This window comes from Roseateles sp. Mitsp63 (assembly GCF_059491535.1).
Window position 1 is genome coordinate 4234132 of sequence record NZ_CP168509.1, and the last position, 17668, is coordinate 4251799.

General features: G+C 71.0%; 5 protein-coding genes and 1 tRNA gene. 3 read left to right on the forward strand and 3 right to left on the reverse strand.

Annotated elements, in window-relative coordinates; translation table 11 throughout:
• Positions 1-268 precede the first annotated feature (268 nt).
• The 3 genes from ACEN96_RS18380 to ACEN96_RS18390 all read left to right on the forward strand — a co-directional run bounded on the left by ACEN96_RS18380 (position 269) and on the right by ACEN96_RS18390 (position 2285).
• Positions 269-973 carry a Crp/Fnr family transcriptional regulator gene (locus ACEN96_RS18380; protein WP_495584513.1) on the forward strand — a complete coding sequence of 235 codons (705 nt, stop codon included), beginning with the start codon at positions 269-271 and terminating at the stop codon, positions 971-973.
• Positions 974-1047: 74 nt separating this feature from the next.
• Positions 1048-2130 (forward strand): phosphotransferase family protein, encoded by a 1083-nt coding sequence (locus tag ACEN96_RS18385; protein WP_495584514.1) that lies wholly within the window; start codon positions 1048-1050, stop codon positions 2128-2130.
• 78 nt (positions 2131-2208) lie between these two features.
• Positions 2209-2285 (forward strand) — tRNA-Pro (locus ACEN96_RS18390).
• Between the two features lie 97 nt (positions 2286-2382).
• Here ACEN96_RS18390 and ACEN96_RS18395 read toward each other — a convergent pair.
• From ACEN96_RS18395 to ACEN96_RS18405, 3 genes are all read right to left on the reverse strand, one after another.
• Positions 2383-4977, reverse strand: a complete 2595-nt coding sequence (locus ACEN96_RS18395; protein ID WP_495584515.1) for an RICIN domain-containing protein — start codon at positions 4975-4977, stop codon at positions 2383-2385.
• A 229-nt stretch (positions 4978-5206) separates the two neighbouring features.
• Positions 5207-9433, reverse strand: coding sequence for an OmpA family protein (locus tag ACEN96_RS18400; RefSeq protein ID WP_495584516.1), 4227 nt, complete (start codon positions 9431-9433; stop codon positions 5207-5209).
• A 55-nt stretch (positions 9434-9488) separates the two neighbouring features.
• Positions 9489-17405, reverse strand: a complete 7917-nt coding sequence (locus tag ACEN96_RS18405) for an SdrD B-like domain-containing protein (RefSeq protein WP_495584517.1) — start codon at positions 17403-17405, stop codon at positions 9489-9491.
• Between the last annotated feature and the right edge of the window lie 263 nt (positions 17406-17668).

Consider the following 17668-nt stretch of genomic DNA (forward strand, 5'->3'; position numbering starts at 1 on the left):
CGTGATGATCTCGATCCATTCCCGCTGTTTGCTCGTTGGAGTTGCGTTTCACTCTAGCACGGCGCTCCCAGGGAGAAACCCGGAAAAGCGACCCTCCCGCGCCCCGGATGCGCATCGCCCGCGCATCATTCGCGCCGCGGCGCGCCGCCGGCGGGGTCGCCGCGCGTCCTTCACAATAGGCCGGATAAGGACACATGAGGCCGCGACGCACGCGGTCCGTCCGCATCTTCCACAGGAGACGGCTGGCCTGTCACGCCAGCGACAAAGCATGAACAGCTCGGTTCTTACAATTTCCGAACGCAACAACATCGAGTCGGGGCCGTGGTTTTCCAAGCTGTCACTGCCGCTGCGCAGCGACATTCTGGCGCGCGCCACGGTCCGGCGTCTCGCCGACGGCGCGCTGATGTCGGTGCGCGGCGAGCCGGCCGAGGAATGGATCGGCGTGGCGCGCGGCGCGGTGCGGGTGAGCTCGGTCTCGCTGTCGGGCAAGCAGGTGACGCTGACCTACGTGGAGCCTGGCATCTGGTTCGGGGACATCGCGCTGTTCGACGGCCTGCCCCGCACGCACGATGCCAGCGCGCATGGCGAGACGACGCTGCTGGTGATCCGCAAGCCCGATTTCAAGGACCTGCTGCAGCGCCACACCGAGCTGTACGAGGCGCTGCTGCGGCTCAACTGCCGGCGGCTGCGGCTGATGTTCGACCAGGTCGAGGACCTCAACACCCGGCCCCTGGCCTCGCGCCTGGCCAAGCAGATCCTGCTGCTGGCGCGCAGCTACGGGGTGTCGCAGGGCGAGGAGATCCGCATCGGCCTGCAGCTGGCGCAGGAGGACCTGGCGCAGCTGCTGGGCGCGTCGCGGCAGCGCGTGAACCAGGAGCTCAAGGGCTTCGAGCGCGAAGGCGCGGTGCGCGTGGAGCCGACGCGGCTGGTGGTGTTGAGCAAGGAAAAGCTGCTGGCCATCGCCAACCGCTGAGCGCGCCGGGGTGCTCCGCGGAGCGCTCGGGCCAGGCCTCGAGACAGCCGTAGAGAACCACTTCAGGAGACCTTGTGGACGATGCATTCACCGGCACCCGTGCCCCGTCGCAACCGATAGCCGCCGAGGCGCTCGCCGCCTGGCTGGCGCGCGAGATCGAGGGCTTCGCCGGCCCGCTGACGATCGAGCAGTTCAAGGGCGGCCAGTCCAATCCCACCTACAAGCTGATCACGCCGGGCGCGACCTACGTGATGCGGGCCAAGCCGGCGCCGGTGGCGAAGCTGCTGCCGTCGGCGCACGCGATCGAGCGCGAGTTCACGGTGATGCGGGCGCTGGCGGGCAGCGACGTGCCGGTGCCGCGCATGCTGGCGCTGTGCGAGGACGAGGCCGTCATCGGCCGCGCGTTCTACGTCATGGAGTTCATGCAGGGCCGGGTCTTGTGGGACCAGACGCTGCCGGGCCTGTCGGCGCAGGAGCGCGGGGCGGTCTACGAGGAGATGAACCGCGTGATCGCGGCGCTGCATCGCGTGGACTTCCGCGCGGCGGGGCTGGAGGGTTACGGCAAGCCGGGCAACTACTTCGAGCGCCAGATCGGCCGCTGGAGCAAGCAGTATCAGGCGACGGTCACCGGCCCGAACGAGGCGATGGACCGGTTGATCGAGTGGCTGCCGGCGCACATTCCGGACTCCGCGCGGGACGAGCGCGAGGTGGCGATCGTGCATGGCGACTACCGGCTGGACAACCTGGTGTTCCATCCAACCGAGCCACGGGTGCTGGCTGTGCTGGACTGGGAGCTGTCGACGCTGGGGCATCCGCTGGCGGACTTCAGCTACCACTGCATGTCGTGGCACATCCGCAAGAGCGGCGCGGCGCGCGGGCTGGGCGGCGTGGACCTGGCGCCGCTGGGCATCCCCGGCGAGCTGGACTACGTGCGCCGCTACTGCGAGCGCACCGGGCGCGGGGATGCGGGCGCGGTGATGAAGGACTGGAACTTCTACCTGGCCTACAACCTGTTCCGGATCTGCGCGATCCTGCAGGGCATCGCCAAGCGGGTGGAGGACGGCACGGCGTCGAGCGCGCAGGCGCGCGAGGCTGGCGCCGGCGCGAAGCCAATGGCGGAGCTGGGCTGGCAGTTCGCGCAGAAGCTGTCGGGCTGAGCGCGACGCCCCTGAAGGAGCGACTTCGGATCGTTCTTCAGAGGGAGGGAAATTCCAGGCTACAATCTGCGGCTTCGTCGGGGCGTAGCGCAGCCTGGTAGCGCATCTGCTTTGGGAGCAGAGGGTCGCGAGTTCGAATCCCGCCGCCCCGACCACCTCTTCGAAAAGCCGCAAGGAGTTCTGCTCCTTGCGGCTTTTTCATTTCCGGGGCCGAGGCGACGTTCCAATGAATTTCGGACCTTCCAAGGCCGATCAGAGGTTCTTCCACTGCTGGTTGGTGCCCGTGCCGCAGGCCCACTGGATCACGCTGGTGCCATCCGCCGTGCTGGCCGCATTGACGTCCATGCACAGGCCGCTGAACCGCGACTTGAGCCGGAAGTAGCCGCTGCCCATGTCCTCCGTGGCCCACTGCTGGCTGGTGTTGCCGTTGCAGGCGGCCTGCACGAGGGCGGTGCCGCCGGCTGTGCTCTGGCTGGCGAGATCCAGGCATTGGCCGCTATGGCTGACCTTGACGCGCGACCAGCCGCCGCCGGCGTCCTCGAAGTTCCACTGCTGGTTGCCGGTGCCGCTGCAGGCCCACTGGATCAGTGTGGTGCCGGAGCTGGTGCTGGCGCCTTGCACATCCAGGCACTTGCTGCTGTGGCGGGCCTGCAGCATGCCGCCTGCCGGGGCGCCATAGATGAGGCCGCGGCCGACGCTGCTCATGTAGACGCGGCCCTCGGTGTTCATGTCACCGGTGATCAGGCTGCCATTGCCGGGGCCGCCAAACTGGTGGGTGTCGTCATTGATGCGCACCCAGTTTGCGCCGGCGTCGGTGGAACGGTAGATGCCCCGCTTGCCCGCGCCCACCGTGCCCCAGATGAAGACGGTGGGATAGCTGGAGCCGCTCATCGCCTTGCCGAAGCCGACGGCGCCGGCATAGCTGACGTTGGCAATGGTGCTGAACGAGCTGCCAGAGTTCGTCGAGCGCGCCAGGCCGCTGCCGTTCAGCGCCACCCAAACGTCGCCTTCGCGGCCCGGGGCGGTGCGCAGCAATGCCGACCCCCATTGGGCGATGGTGGCGGTGGGGCTGAAGTTGGCGCCGCCGTTGGTGCTGACGCGGATGGTGCCGTTGTCGTAGACGTAGAACTTGTTCGAGTTCACGGGATCCGCCACGGGAGCAATGCTTCCGGTGCCCAGGCCGCCCACGGCCGTCCAGGTCGGCGAGCCGGCCGTGAAGTTGGTGGACCGGTAGGTGGCGTAGGTGCCGTCGGAGTTCCTGAAGGTGTGCAGCAGAGCGCCGCCGTTGGCGGCCAGTGCGACGGTGCCGGCGGTGCCCTTGATGCCGGGAACGTCCGTCCACGTGACGCCGGTGTCGCTGGAGCGCTTCATCGAGTTGCCCACGCGCACCATCGTCGCGGTCGCGCCCGCTGCGACGGCCAGGCCCGAGGTGGTGCCGATGCGCGGGTTGTGGACCTGACCGTAGCTGTCGATGCTGCCGGTGTGGCGGAAACCGTCGAAGTCACCGATGACGGAGACCAGCGGCCCGCCCGGCACGCTCACCACACCCAGCGGCACAGTCTCCTCCAGGCCCTTGACCGTGAAGGTCCAGGCCGGGGCCGCGGCGTCGACGTTGGCGGAACGGAAAACCCCGTTGCCGGACGTGACCCAGGCGGCCTTGCTGTCGAAGGGATCGAACTCGATGTCGGTGGCCCAGTGGATGGACTCGGTCGAGATCCAGCTCACACCGTTGGGGTCCAGGCTGTAGCCCTTGGCGACCAGGTCGGTCCAGGTGGCGCCGCCGTTGGTGGAGAGGAAGAAATGGTCACCCCAGACGTTGGGGTTCTGTTGCATCCACGTGTTGCTCGTGGAAATGATGACGCGCTGGGCGTTGGCCGGGTCCACCGAGATGCCGGAGAACGGGCGGGTGGTGCCGCTCGGCGTCACGTTGGTCCAGCTGCCGCTGGCGACGTTGTACTTCCACACCTGGCCGGCATCCAGCGGCTCGGCCGGGTTCACGTTCGTGCCGCCGTTGCCGTCGGGACTCGGACCGGCGCCGTTGGCGTAGGTGACGAAGAGATTGCCGTCGCTGGCCAGCGCTGCACGCTGCGGCAGGTAGGCGGCAGGTGCGTTGGGCACCGCCGTGAAGCTGGCGCCGCCGTTGTCGCTGCGGTAGAAATTGGTACCCACCGAACCGTAGCGCGACACGCCCACGAAGATGCGCTGGGCAGCGCCGTTGAGGACGCTGGTGGGGTCCATCAGGACGAAAGCGACGCCCGCGCCGTTGGGAGTGGCCGTCACGGGCAGCGACGCCACGCGCGAGAAGGTGGCGCCAGCGTCTGTGCTCTTGAAGAGGCCGTTGGCGCGCGAGCCGGCGTAGACCACGTTGCCGTTGCCGGGGTCCACCTGCAGCCGCTCACCGTTGCCGCGGCCCATGCCATTGCCATTGGCACGCCACAGGTTGCTCACGTCCGTGATGCGGCTCCAGGTGGCGCCATAGTCGGTGGAGCGCATCACCACCGTCTTGCCATTGCTGAAGTAAGGCACGCCGGCGACGACGTAGACGACCGCGCTGTTGTTCGGATCCAGCGCCAGCGACTCCACGTGATAGAGGCCGACGTCATCTTGGGAGAAGCCGTCCAGCAGTGGAATCCACTTCGCGTTCGTGACGTCCCATCGGTAGGCGCCGCCCACGTCGGTACGGGCGTAAAACAGGTTGCGCTGCGTCTTGCTGGGAATGACGGCGGTCACGTAGCCGCCGCCGCCAATGGCGACGTTGCTCCAGCGGTAGGACTGGGCTTGGGCGTGGGGGGCGCCCGTGAGCACCAGAACGGACGCCACCAGGGGCGCGAGGATCCAGGTCTTCATGCGGTTTGTCTCCAGGTGCCGGTCAGGCGCCGGCGTGTTGACAGGACATTCCGCGTTGGCTGCCTCGCTTCAGGTCGGACAAGCGCCACGGCATGATTTGGTCATACCAAAACGGAACAGCTGCATGTTCATTGTTAACCTCCCGTGCGAAATATGGGGTTTATGCCAATTAATACAAGGTTTTTGAAACTTTTGGTCAGGCCAATTGCTTTCGAAGGCGCGGCGGGCCCTAGAACTTCCCCAGCATGTTGAGGAACACCCCGCGGCTGCGGTAGCTCAGGTCCGTCAGGTCATCCGAGAAGTCGGTGAAGTTGTAGCCCAGCCCCACCTTGAAGTTCTCGTTGACGTGGTAGTACCCCGCCGTCAGCAGACCCGTCTTGCGCTCGCTCAGCTCGCCGGCCCGCAGCATGCGCAGCTCCAGCAGCCAGTCGTAGCGCCGCACCACCTTCCAGTCCACCCGCGCGATCGCCAGCTGCGCGCTGCTCTTGAACCACGGCGCGCTGTCGTCGCGGCTGGGCCGCAGCTCGCCGACGCGCCAGGCCAGCTTGCCGCCGATGGTCCATCGCGCGCTGACGTCATAGGTCGCGTCCACCGCCGCCACCTGGCTGCGCTGCTGGTAGTCGATGCCCGTCGTGCTGACCGTCGTCTGCGTCACGTCGGTCGCCACCACCTGCCCCGGCGACGACAGGTCGTACAGGTAGGTGTACTTCAGCAGCACGTTGAGCTTGTCGTTGCTCACCGGCCGGAACGCGTAGCCCAGCACCGCCTCGGTGTACTTGGCCGCGGCCAGCGCGCTCGCCGCGCTGTCGCTGTCCGCCCAGTTCAGCTTGCCCAGCCAGCGCGCGTTCGGACCATCCTGCACGCTGACCGAGTTCTTCAGCAGCCAGCTGCGGCGCGTGTCCAGCCCGGTGCGATCGCGCCGGTACTCCACGCCGCCGGCGTACTTCAGGCTCGCGTCGCTGAAGCCCACCGAGAACCCGAGCGCCTCGCGATCGGTCTGCCCCGCGTTCTCCGACTCCAGCCGCCCGTTCTCCGCGCTCACCGCCAGCGTCCAGCGATCGTCCGGCGCGTACTGCACGCCGTAGGCATGCGTCAGGCCGCTCAGCACGCCGGTCGTCTGCTTGTGCTCGGTGTAGGCGCTCAAGCCATCGGCCAGCCGCGACTTGATGCCGCCGACCAGCGTGCCGCCGCGCGCGTTCAAGGTCTCGTCGGTGCGGCCGGTGTCCAGCGCGTAGGTGACGTAGACGTTGGAGCGGTCGTCGTACTGGTAGTCGACGCCCGCCTTGCCCGCCGCGCCGCCGTTGCCGCCCGAGGCCTCGCCCCGCAGCGACAGCTTGTCGTTCACGCGATAGCGCACGCCCGCGCCCAGCCGGTCGTTGTCCTGCCGCGTGCCCGTGCGGTCCACCGTCTTCTGTCCGAAGCCGTACACGCCCCAGCCCTGCCCGCTCTCGTAGTCGACCTGCACGGCCGCGTCGGCGCGCTCGCCGCTGACCACGCCCGATCCGGGCAGCAGCGGCGAGGTGTTCACCGTGTCGGTGGACTTGCGGTCGGCCCGCAGTCCGCCGCTGACGGTCCAGCGCTCGTCGACGCGCCAGGCCAGCTGCGCCTCGCCGGCATCGGTGTTGTAGCCGTTGAGCTCGTCCTTGTGATCGCCCTTGAGCCGCAGCTCGACCTGCTCGCTCACCGGCGCGGTCACGCTGACGCCGGCCTGCCGCGTCTCGTTGGACGCGACCTGTCCGGGCGCCGAGAAGCCGGCCTCGCGCAGCTGCGCATAGGCGCCGACATGTCCGCTCTTGGCCGCGCCGAGATCGGCCAGGTCCGCCTGCCCTTCGACGCGCCACGCATTCGCGCCGCGCGTGTCGCTGGCCAGCGTGTTCTGCGAGAACCCGAAGCCGCCGTCGAGCGAGCTGGTCGTGCCAATGCCGGGACCGTCGCTGCGCGCGGCCTCGATCTTCAGCGTGGTGTTCTCGCTCTTGCGCAGCAGCAGGTCCACGCCGCCCAGGCGCTGGTCGCCGCCGGTCTGCTTCTGCTTCGCGGCGGTGACGCCGACGCGCACCGCGTCCGTCACCCACCAGGCCGCGCGGCCGCCCGCCGCCAGCGTGTCGAGATCGCCCGACAGCGGCGTGTACTCGTAGTCCACCACCAGGAAGGCCGGCTGGCCGCTCAGGCCGCCCGCCCGCACCAGCTGGCCGTTGTCGGCCAGGCTGGGCAGCGGCGAGGTCAGCAGCACCCGCCCCTGCAGGTAGTCGACGTCATAGTCGCTGCCCGGGATCAGCGCGCGGCGCTGCAGCACGAAGCCGGAATCGCGATCACGGATCTCCAGCCACACCTTCTCGGCGCCGCGGCTCACGTCCTGGTGGCGCAGGTAGTACAGCGAGCCGCCCGTGCCGCGAAACTCCTCGCGCGCGGCCAGCGTGCCGGGCTCGGCCGCGTACAGGTCGGCGGTGAAGCGCGCGTCGCCGAAGCTGGTCGCCTCCTCGCCGACGAGGTGGCCCTTCAAGCCATACAGCCCGCGGTTGATCTGCGCCAGCGTGTTGTCGGCGCCCAGGTTGATCTTGAAGTTGCCCCACATCGCATGCGAGCGGCCGTCGTCCACGCGCAGGTACATGCGTCCCTGCGTGGGCGCGTCCTCGACGCTGGTCGAGTCGTCGCCGAAGGTGCCCCAGCTGTCCACCGGATCCATGCGGCGGAACAGCGAGGTCGGGTCCTTGCGGTCGAGGTTGCGCAAGAGCTCCCCCAGCGGGCGCTCCTCGGTGTCGAGGCTCGCCGTCAGCGTCCAGCGCTCGTCCAGCAGGCCCTTGCCGTAGAAGGCCAGGCGCCCTTCGGTCCAGGTGTCGTTGTTGTAGCGGTTGCGCTCCTGCGTCACCAGCGCGGCGGGGCCGCTGGTGCGGTCATGGCCGACGGTGAAGTCCGCCTGACCGACGAAGAAGAAGTCCTGCGGCGGCAGCTCGAAGTCGCGGCGGTAGATCCGCTCCTGGCCATCGGTGCCGCGCACGACGATCTCGCCGGTCTGCACGCGGCGCGGCACCAGCTGCTGCATCACGAAGCGGCCCTGCGCATCGACCGGCACCGCCAGTCCCAGCGCCCTCACCTGCTCGCCGGCGGCGATGCCCTCGCCGCTGGCCGTCACCGTGCCCCCGGTGACCGGGATGTTGGCGATGGACAGCCGGCTCTCGCCATAGCCCGCCAGCAGGCGCTGCGCCTCGGTCGGCTCCTGCTCGAAGCCCGGCGCGTGGCGATCGGCCAGCGCCAGCGGGATGTCGTCGGTTTCGTCGAAGCGGCCGTCGCGGTCGTAGACCCGCACGCGCCAGTAGAGCTTGCGGCGCGCCATCGGCCCCTGCGCCCACTCGGCGGGCACGGTCCAGGCCGCGCGCAGCTCGCTGTCCAGCGGCACGGTGGCCAGCAGCTGCGGCCGCATCTCGCCATCGGCGCTGAACACGCGCAGCTCGCCGCGCGCCAGGAACAGCCGGTAGTTGCTGTAGCCATTGAAGCGCACCGTGTCGCCGGGCACCGCGGTCGCGGGCCAGGCCGTGCCGTTCAGGCGGCGCAGCTGCACCAGGTTGTCGTACTGCAGGCGCAGGCGGTCGCGCTCGAGCCGCACGTCGATGCAGCGCTGGCGATCGGCGCTGGCGCTGTCCGCGCCCACCACCGGCTGGCCGTCGATCGTCAGCCGCAGCGCCGCGTCGTCGGGCGCGTACGGCGTCAGCATGGCGCAGGCGCTCGGGTCGACCAGCGTAACGCTGGACACCGTCTCCACCTTGGCGGGCGCCGTCTCCTTCCAGTACACGCGCACCTCGACGCGCCGGTTGGCGGACCAGTTCGCGCGGTCCTCCCGCGGCGAGGCCAGCGGCTCATCCGGACCGCGCGAGTCGGCCGCGTAGGCGTCCGCCGGCAGCCCCAGCTGCTGCGTCAGGTAGCGGCCCACCTGCTGCGCGCGCGCCAGGCCGAGCGCCTGGTTGTCCGGAAAGCGCGGACGCAGTTCAGGCTTGATGCGCTGCACGTCGGTATGGCCGACGATCTCGAAGCGCAGGCCCTCGCGGCCGCGCACCTGCGCGACGATCGCGTCCAGCCGCGCCTTGTCCTCGGGCTTGAGCAGGTCCTCGCCCGAGTCGAAGTGCGGCGTGTGCGACTCCTCGCGCGGCTGCGAGGTGCCGGGCACGGTGCGCGTCGTCTCGTCGCGCCGCTCCCGCAGCGCGCGCGGATCGCCCAGGATCACGGTGAGCTTGGGCAGCTCGCGCTCGCTGGAGGCCGGCAGGTGGTCGCGTCCATCGATCTCGACGGCGCGCGGGTCGGCCGCGCAGCGGTCGCTGAAGCGGCCGCGCGCGTCGGCGTGGCAGGCGCCGTCATCGCGGCGGGCCGGCGCGCCGTCTTGGGCCGCGGCCGGCAGGCCGATGGCCAGGCAGGCGGCGGCCGCGGCGCTGGCCAGGGCCGCGCGGGGGAATGTGGATCGGGTCATGCGAGTGGCGCGAAAGAAGGGAGAAGACAGGGACCTCGTCATGGCGTCCCCCTTGTCAGCGGTTCAGCAAGGCCGGCACGCGCTCGACCTCGATGTCCAGGTTGAACAGGCTGCGGCCCTGCGACTGGCCGAGCGCCTTCCAGCGCGCCAGCAGTCCGGCCTTGAGCGCCGCGATCCGCTCGTCGCCGAGCGCGCGCGGCTCGTCCGCCGCCGGCTGGTAGGCCAGGCGCAGGATCGAGGGCCGCTCCGTCAGCGCCGCCACCGCCTGGTCCAGCCGCGCCTCGTGCGCCGGCAGCAGCGCGAGCTGGCCGTCGGCGAAGGCGGCCGCCTTCAGGTCCAGCCGCACGACGCGGTGCACGGTGGCGCCGAAGTTCACCTTGATCGCCTTGCCGCGCGTGGCGCGCTCGGACGCCGGGTTCTCGGTCGTCACGCGGTAGCCCGAGGGCAGCGTGCGTTCATCGACCTTCAGCACCAGGTTGCTGCCGGTGCCCTCCTTCGGCACCGCCGCGCAGGCGATGTGATAGCGGCCCTCGGCATCGCTGCTCACCAGCAGGCCGTTGACGGTGGCGATGCGCACGTTCGGGATGCCGGGCTCGCCCTCGTCCTGCACGCCGTTGGCATTGCGGTCGTCGTAGACCTTGCCGATGACGTCGGTGCAGTCCAACAGCGCATCCGGCACGACACGCACCGACGCGGTGGCCGTGTTGGACAGCGCGCGGCCGCCGGTGCCCTGCGTGGCGACCACGCTGTTGACGTACTGGCCTTCGCCCACGCCCACGCCCACCGCCAGCACCATCGAGACGCGCTTGGTCTCGCCGGTGAGGAAGGACTGGCCGGCCAGCGTCAGCTGACGTCCCACGATCGTGGGCTTCACCGCCACGATCGGGCCGCCGGGCAGCGTCTGCACCGTCAGCGAGCCATCCAGGTACTTGAAGCCCGGGGGCAGCGTGTCCAGCAGCGCGACGTTGCCGATCGGGCCGCTGCTCGCGTTGCGCGCGGTGATCACGTACGGCACCGGCTCGCCCTTCTTCACCGTCAGCTTGGAGGTCGACTTGCGCAGCTCGATGGCCGTGCCGTCGCCCTCGCGGTCCAGCGGGATGTGGTTGTTGACCACCGGCCGCGCGTTCGCACCCGACTGCCACTTCAGGAAGTAAGGCGCGGCCGGGCCGGCCACCGGCACCGCGGCGCCGGTGATGACGCAGGCTTCGCTGTCGCGGATCAGCGGCGCGCCCGGCGCGCTGCAGTTCAGCGCGTCCAGCGGTCCGACCGAGGCCGGATAGGTCACCGACGGCAGGTAGCTGACCGGCGGCGTGATCGTCACCGTGTACAGGCCGGCCGGCGCGCCCGGCAGCAGGAAGAACTGGTACGCGCCGTCCGGGCCGGTCGTGATCGCGGCGTTGCCGCCGAGCAGGTGCAGCGCCGCATCGAAGCCGGCCGGGCCATTCAGCGCGACCACCGCGCCGGGGACCGGCTGGGCGCTCAGGCTGTCGTACACCACGCCGCCCGGATCGAGCGGCAGGTCCTGGCGGACCACGGCCGTGCCCGCGCCGACGGTCAGCGGAATCCAGCCGCGCGGGGTCATGCCCGCGACGGTCGGGAAGGCGCCGCCAGGGCCGTTCAGCGCCGGATCGGTCGGCCACGCGCCGCCCACCAGATGGCCCTGCGGATCGCGGAAGCGCACCTGATAGGCGCCCGGCACGACGTTGTCGAAGCGATAGCTGCCATCGGCCGCGGTGACGCGGGTATCGAGCACCTGCGCGCCGGTGTTGGCGCAGCCGGTGCCGCCGTCCAGGCAGGCCACCAGTTCCACGGTCCAGCCCGCGACGGCGGGCTCGCCGTTGCCGGCCTGGCGGTCGTGGTCGGTGTCGCGCCAGATGCGGCCGCTCACCGCGGCCGGCGAGGTCGACTTCTCGAAGAAGTCGTAGCCGGTGCCATTCGCCGCCACGGCGGGCAGCTTCACGTTGAGACGGCCCGGGGCCGGCACGCTGCCGCCCAGCGAGCCCGGCGTCTCGCCGGCGTGGGTGGAACCCGGCACCGGCGATTGCACGAGGGTGAAGCCCGCGCCGTTGTCCAGCGGCAGGTCGACGAAGCGGTAGCTGCCATCGCGCGCCGTGACGGTGCTGCGCGTGACCGGCTGGCCCGAGGCATCGGTGCCGGTCAGCGTCAGCGTCACGCCGGCCAGCGGCAGGTCGCCCGGCTCACGCTTGCCATTCCCATTGACGTCGTTGAACACGGTGCCGGCGATCGAGGCGCCCTGCTCGCCGAAGTCGTAGCCCTCGCCCGAGCCGCCGGTGTAGACCAGGCCGCCGATGCGGTCGTTGCCGGCGAGCGTGCCCGCCGCCGTGCCGTTGAGGCGGCCCACGGTCTCCGCGCCGTCGGCGTAGGTCACCGGCTGCGTCTCGGTGATCACGTAGCCCGCCGCGTCGGACGGCAGCACGCCGTCGAAGAGGTATTGCCCATCGGCGCCGGTGACGGCGCTCAGCTTGACGGGCAGCCCGCCGGCGCTGGTGCCGCTCAGGGTCAGCGCCACGCCCGCGATCGGCGGCTCGCCCGCGTCGCGCTGGCCGTTGCCATTGCTGTCGACATAGACGTGGCCGGAGATCTGGCCGCCGCGCTCGCCGAAGTCGTAGTCCGTGCCGGCCTCTTCCGAGGCCAGCGCGATGTCGCCGAACCGGTCGTTCACGCCGCCCGGATTGGCCGTGCCGCGCGGCGTGCCGCCGACCAGACCCAGATGCTCCGGACCATCGCCGGTGCCGGCGGGCTGCGTCTCGTCGAGCTGATAGCGCCCCGGCAGCAGGCCGGTGGCGGTGAAGCCGCCGTCGGCCGCGGTCGTCAGCGTCTTGGTCACGGCGCGTCCGAGGAAGTCGGTGCCGCTCAGCGTCACCGTCACGCCGGGCATCGGCGGCTCGCCCGCGTCGCGCTGGCCGTTGGCCGGCGCGATGTCGGCATAGACATGGCCCGACAGCGAGGCCGCGCGCACCGACGCGAAGTTGTTGCCGCTCGAGCTCGAGCCCGGCGCGCCCAGGCGGATCTGCTGGATCACCGGCGCGTTGGAACCCGACGGGCCCGCGTCGATGCCCGCGCCGCTGGCGGGCACGCTGCCCGGCGCCGAGCCGGCGCCAGTGACCGTGCCCGCGCGGGTCAGGCCCGGCAGGTAGCCGGCCGGACGCGTCTCGGTCACGGTGTAGGTGCCGGGCGCGACCTTGTCGAAGACGTAGTCGCCGTTGCCATCGGTGACGGCGGTGGCCGACACGGTGTTGCCGTTGGCGTCGGTGCCGGTCAGCGTGATCGTCACGCCGGGGAGGCCGGGTTCGTTCGACGTGGCGCCCTGGCTGCCGTCGCCGTCACGGTCGTAGAAGCTGCGGCCGCGCACCTGGCTGCTGGTGAGCTCGCCGAACAGGTAGTCGCCCACGCTGGCCGGCGTGCCGGTCAGCGGGATGACCACGCCCTGGATCACGTTGCCGCCCGGCTGCGCTGTGCCGGCATGGCCGTTCGGGTTGGCCTTGCCCGGCGCGTAGGTCGCGGGCTGCGTCTCGGTGATCGCGTAGCCGCCAGGCGCCGACGGCGGCACGTTGAGGAACTCGTAGTGGCCCGGCTGGCCTGCGATCGGCGTCGCGGCGATGTCGACCGGCGCTCCCGTGCTGGAGGTGCCCGTCAGGTGCAGCGTCACGCCGGTGATGCCAGCGTCGCCCGCGGCGGGCAGGCCGTCGTTGTCGGCGTCCTCGAAGACGCGGACCGTCACGCGCGGCAGGCGCTCGCCGAAGTGGTAGCCGGTGGCGGCGGTGCCGCTGCCGAGCGCGATGCCGGAGATGCGGTCATTGACGGCGGTGCTGCCGCCGGCCGTGCCGGCGGTCTCGCTGCCATCGGCGAAGCCGTCGGGCTGCGTGGGCTCGGTCACCGTGTAGGTGCCGGGCGTCAGCGTGGCGAAGGCATAGCTGCCATCGGCCGCGGTGGTGGTGCTGGCACTGACGGCATTGCCGAATTGATCGGTGCCGGTGAGCTGCAGCGTCACGCCGGCGATGCCGGGCTCGCTCGCGCCGAGCGCGCCGTTGTAGTCGCGATCCTGATAGACGCGGCCCGCCACCGAGGCGGCACGCACTTCGCCGAACAGGTTGCCGGTGGAGCTGCCGCCCGCGCCCAGCACCACGTTCTGGATCACGTTGGCGTTGGAGCCGTTGGGGCCGCTGGTGACGCCCGCGCCGCTGGCCGGCACGTTGCCGGCGCTGCTGCCCGCGCCACTGGCGCCGCCGGCGCGCGTGATGCCCGGCAGATAGGCCGCGGGCTGCGTCTCGGTGACGGCGTAGGTGCCGGCCGGGACGGAGAAGCTCCAGGCGCCCGCCGCATCGGTCGTGACCGTGCGGCTGACCGGCGTGCCGGTGCCATCGGTGCCGGTCAGCGTCAGCGTCACGCCGGCGATGCCAGGCTCGCCCGCGTCGGCCTGGCCGTTGCCGTTCAGGTCGTCATAGACGCGGCCCGACAAGGTCGCGGTCTGCACGGTGATCGTGCCGGTGGCGAAGTTGTTGCCGCCGTTGGGATCGGTGCCGCCATTGGTGTCGCCCGATCCGGTCGTCACGATGGTGGCGGTGTTGCTCAGCACCGTGCCGTTGGCCGGCGAGCCCACCACCCGCACCGGGATGCGCAGCGTGGCCGCGCCGCCGGAAGGCATGCTGGCGATCGCGCACGTGGTGGCGGTGGCGCCGGCGCTGCCGGTGCAGCTCGGCGCCGCCGGCGTGAAGGTCCCGGCGGTCACGGTGAACACCGGCGTGCCGGCCAGCTGCAGCCCGGCGGGCAGCGTGTCGGCGACCTGGGTGAGCTCGGCCGCCTGCGGGCCGTTGTTGCGCACGTGGATCAGCCAGTCGAAGGCCTGGCCCTGCGCGGCGGTGGCCAGCGGCGTGCTGGTGCCGCTGATGACGGCCGCCTTGTCCACGGCCTGCACGTCGGCCTTGTAGCGGAAGGTGGTCGGCTCCGTGGCGTTGTTGTTGGCCTGCGGATCGAAGGCGTCCAGCGCCGCGTTGGCGAAGCGCACCGAGGCCGCGTTGGTGTAGGTGCCCTTGTCGGCGCCCTGCAGGCGCACGCGCACCTGCACCGAGTTGACCTCGCCGGTCGCGCCGCCGCCGCTGCCGCCCAGGCTGGCGATGGTGCAGCTGAGGCTGCCGCCGGCCGCGCCGACGGTCACGCCGGCGGTGTTGCAGATCACGCCCGCGGGCAGCGGCGTCACCAGACCGGCGAAGGTCGGCGCGCCGGCCCCGGCGGGCAGCGTGTCGGTGAGCACGACGTTCTCGCCCGTCGACCCACCGTTGTTGGTGACGGTCAGCGTGTAGGTGACGTTGTCGCCGACGTTGACCGGGTCCACGTCGTCGACCTTGTTGACGATCAGGTCGTAGGCCGGCGAGGTCACCGTGGTGTCCTGCGTCGCGGTGTTGTTGGCGGCGCCGCCGGCGATCTCCGGCGTGCTCGTGGACACCGTCACCGTGTTGGTGATGGTGCCGCTGCCGCCGAGCGACGCGGCCAGCGCGGCGCTGGCGCGCACGCGCACCGTGACGGTCTGCTGCGAGCCGCGTCCGATCGAGCTCCAGCCGCACACCAGCGCGTTGTTGCCCGGGCCCGTGGCGCTGCCCGCGGCGGGCGTGGCGGTGCAGGAGCCGCCGCCGTTGGCGGTGGCCGACAGGAACACCAGGCCGGCCGGCAGCGTGTCGTTGATGGCGACGTTGTAGGCGCGGCTCGCGCTGGTCGCCGACGGGTTGCTGGCGGTGATGGTGTAGGTCAGCAGCTGGCCGGCGGACACCGGGTCCGGGTTGTCGGTCTTGGTGACCGCCACGTCGGCGCGCGCGATGAAATAGGCGATCGCCGGCGTGTTGTTGTTGGCGTTGTTGTTCGTGAGGTTGGGATCGGCCTCGTTCTGCGCGAGCGCGAAGGCCGTGTTGTTCACCGTGAACTGCGGATCCGACACGGTGCCGTCGCCGAAGTGGCGCACCGTCACCTGCAGGCGCGGGCAATCGACGCCGGCGGTGCACACCGGCAGCGCGGCGATCGTGCAGTTGTTCAGCGACACCGCGGACGCCGACGGCGACAGGCCGCAGCTGCCCATCGTGGCGCTGCCGGCGATCGCGTTCAGCGCGTACTGCGCGGGGCTGGCGTTGAAGACGTTGTTGAAGGTGTCCGTGACGGCGACGTTGGTGGCCGCCTGCGGGCCGGCGTTGACGACCTCGATCTCCCACACGATGGGCGAGCCCGCCTCCTGGCGGTTGCCGGCGCTGTCGCCCAGGCCCACGACGCGCTTGAGCACCGAGACATCGGCCTGCGCGCCGTTGGCTTGCGGGTTCACGCCGACGCTGGCGCAGTCGTTGGCGGAGACGTTGTCCGCCGGCGCGTTGCCCGAGCTCACGCACATCTGGTTGACCAGCGTGCCGCCCGCGGCGGTCGCCTGCGCGTTGATCGTGACGTTGCTGGTCGTCGCGCCGACGCCCAGCGCGAGGTTGCTGCTCGTGCAGGTGATGGTGAGAGGACCGGCCTGCGGGAAGGCGCCGCCGGCCGAGGACAGGCAGCTGAAGCCGGCCGGCGGCGTGATGCCGTTGACCTGCAGGTTGGCGGGGACCGTGTCGGTCAGCGTGATCGTGCCGGAGGACGGGATCGCGCTCGGGCCGAGGTTGGTGGTCGAGATCGTGTAGTTGAAGGCCTGGCCCACCGGCACGGCGGCCTGCGGCCAGCTCTTGCCCTTGTTGGCGCGCAGGTCCGCGGCCGGATCGACCACGGTCGTGTTGACGGAGCCGTTGACCGGCGCGGCGCCGGCGGCGCTCACCGTCGCGGTGTTGACGATGCCGATGCCGCTGGTCAGCGCCTGCACCGGCGCATTGATCGTGCCCAGCGAGGCGTTGTTGCCCGCGCTGCCGGTGCCGCCGCGCGTGCAGCTCAGCGTGCCGCCGGCGGAGGGACAGGTGCTCGACGCGGTGCAGGTCCAGCCGCCGCTGCTGAAGGTCGCGGGCGCGGCGGCGCAGAAGTTGGCCGGCAGGTTGTCGGTCAGTTGCGCGGCGCTCGGGAAGTCGCCGCTGTAGCGCACCGCGAACTGGAAGTTGAAGGCCTGCCCGGTCTGCACCGGATCGGCCACCGACTTGGTCTTGGTCACCGACAGGCTGGTGCCGGGCGTGACCGACGTGCTGGCGCTGTCCACGTTGTTGGCGCTGTCGCCGTCGCCGACGCCGCCACCGCTGGTGACGTCCGCCGCATGCGTCAGCGTGGAGTTGCCGCCGGCGCCGATCACGCCGCTCACCGTGATGACGCTGCTGCCGCCATTGGCGATCGCGCCGACGGCGCAGCTCAGCGTGTTGCCCGACAGCGAGCAGCCGCCCGGCGTGCCCGTCAGCGCGAAGCCCGGCGGCACGTTGTAGGACAGCGTGGACCCGGGTGACGCGTCGGGGCCGTTGTTGGTCACCGTGAAGCGCACGTTCTGCGTGCTGCCCGCCGCCGCCGTGGCCGGCGTCGTGATGGCCAGCTGCAGGTCCGCGCCGGTGTTGACCGTGGTGGTCTCGCTCTGCGAGCTGCCGCCGACGACGGTGCCGGTCACGGTCAGCGTGCCGGCGGCCAGGGTGCGCAGCTTGATCGGCAAGTGCACGGTGGCCTGCGCGGGCACGTTGATGCCGGTGCAGGTGAGCGTGCCGGGACCGGTCTGGTTCAGGGCCATGCCCGCGCAGCTCACGCCGGCGGGCAGCGTGCCGGTGCCGGCGTAGCGCCCGCCGGCCGGGACGTCGAAGTTCAGCGTGACGTTGCTCCGCGCCAGGCCGGTCGCATCGCCGATGCCCACGGTGTAGGTCACGGTGCCGCCCGCGGCCACCGGGTCCGGGCTGTCCGGGATGCCGGTGATGACAAGCTGCGCGTGCGCGGCGCCGGCCAGGCCCAGGCCCAGGCCGGCGACGGCCGCGGCCCGCCGGAGCGCTGCCCAGCCAAGAGCGGGGGCAAGGGCGAGGAGATTCAACATTCGGTCAAACGTCATCGTTGTTCTCCGGGCAGCAGCAAGCCACCCGTGCTGAGACAGGAAGATCGGAAAGGGAAGGAATTCGCGAGCGAGGCGCGGTGAAACGGGGACGCGAGTCCACCGGTCCCGGCTGGTTGCGGACCGCAACGAGCGCGAGGCACAACGAGCGAGGGCGTACGGTCGCGGATCAGCCGCGACGAGTCTTCACACGTTCATCACCGGCATAGAGCGGACGCTCTAAGGCCTGTATTTCGGCCGCTTCATGA

What these genes read in the sequence shown, in the direction of transcription:
- ACEN96_RS18405 (WP_495584517.1), bottom strand. Translation starts at nt 17,405, where the DNA reads ATGTTGAATCTCCTCGCCCTTGCCCCCGCTCTTGGCTGGGCAGCGCTC.
- ACEN96_RS18395 (WP_495584515.1), bottom strand. Translation starts at nt 4,977, where the DNA reads ATGAAGACCTGGATCCTCGCGCCCCTGGTGGCGTCCGTTCTGGTGCTC.
- ACEN96_RS18380 (WP_495584513.1), top strand. Translation starts at nt 269, where the DNA reads ATGAACAGCTCGGTTCTTACAATTTCCGAACGCAACAACATCGAGTCG.
- ACEN96_RS18400 (WP_495584516.1), bottom strand. Translation starts at nt 9,433, where the DNA reads ATGACCCGATCCACATTCCCCCGCGCGGCCCTGGCCAGCGCCGCGGCC.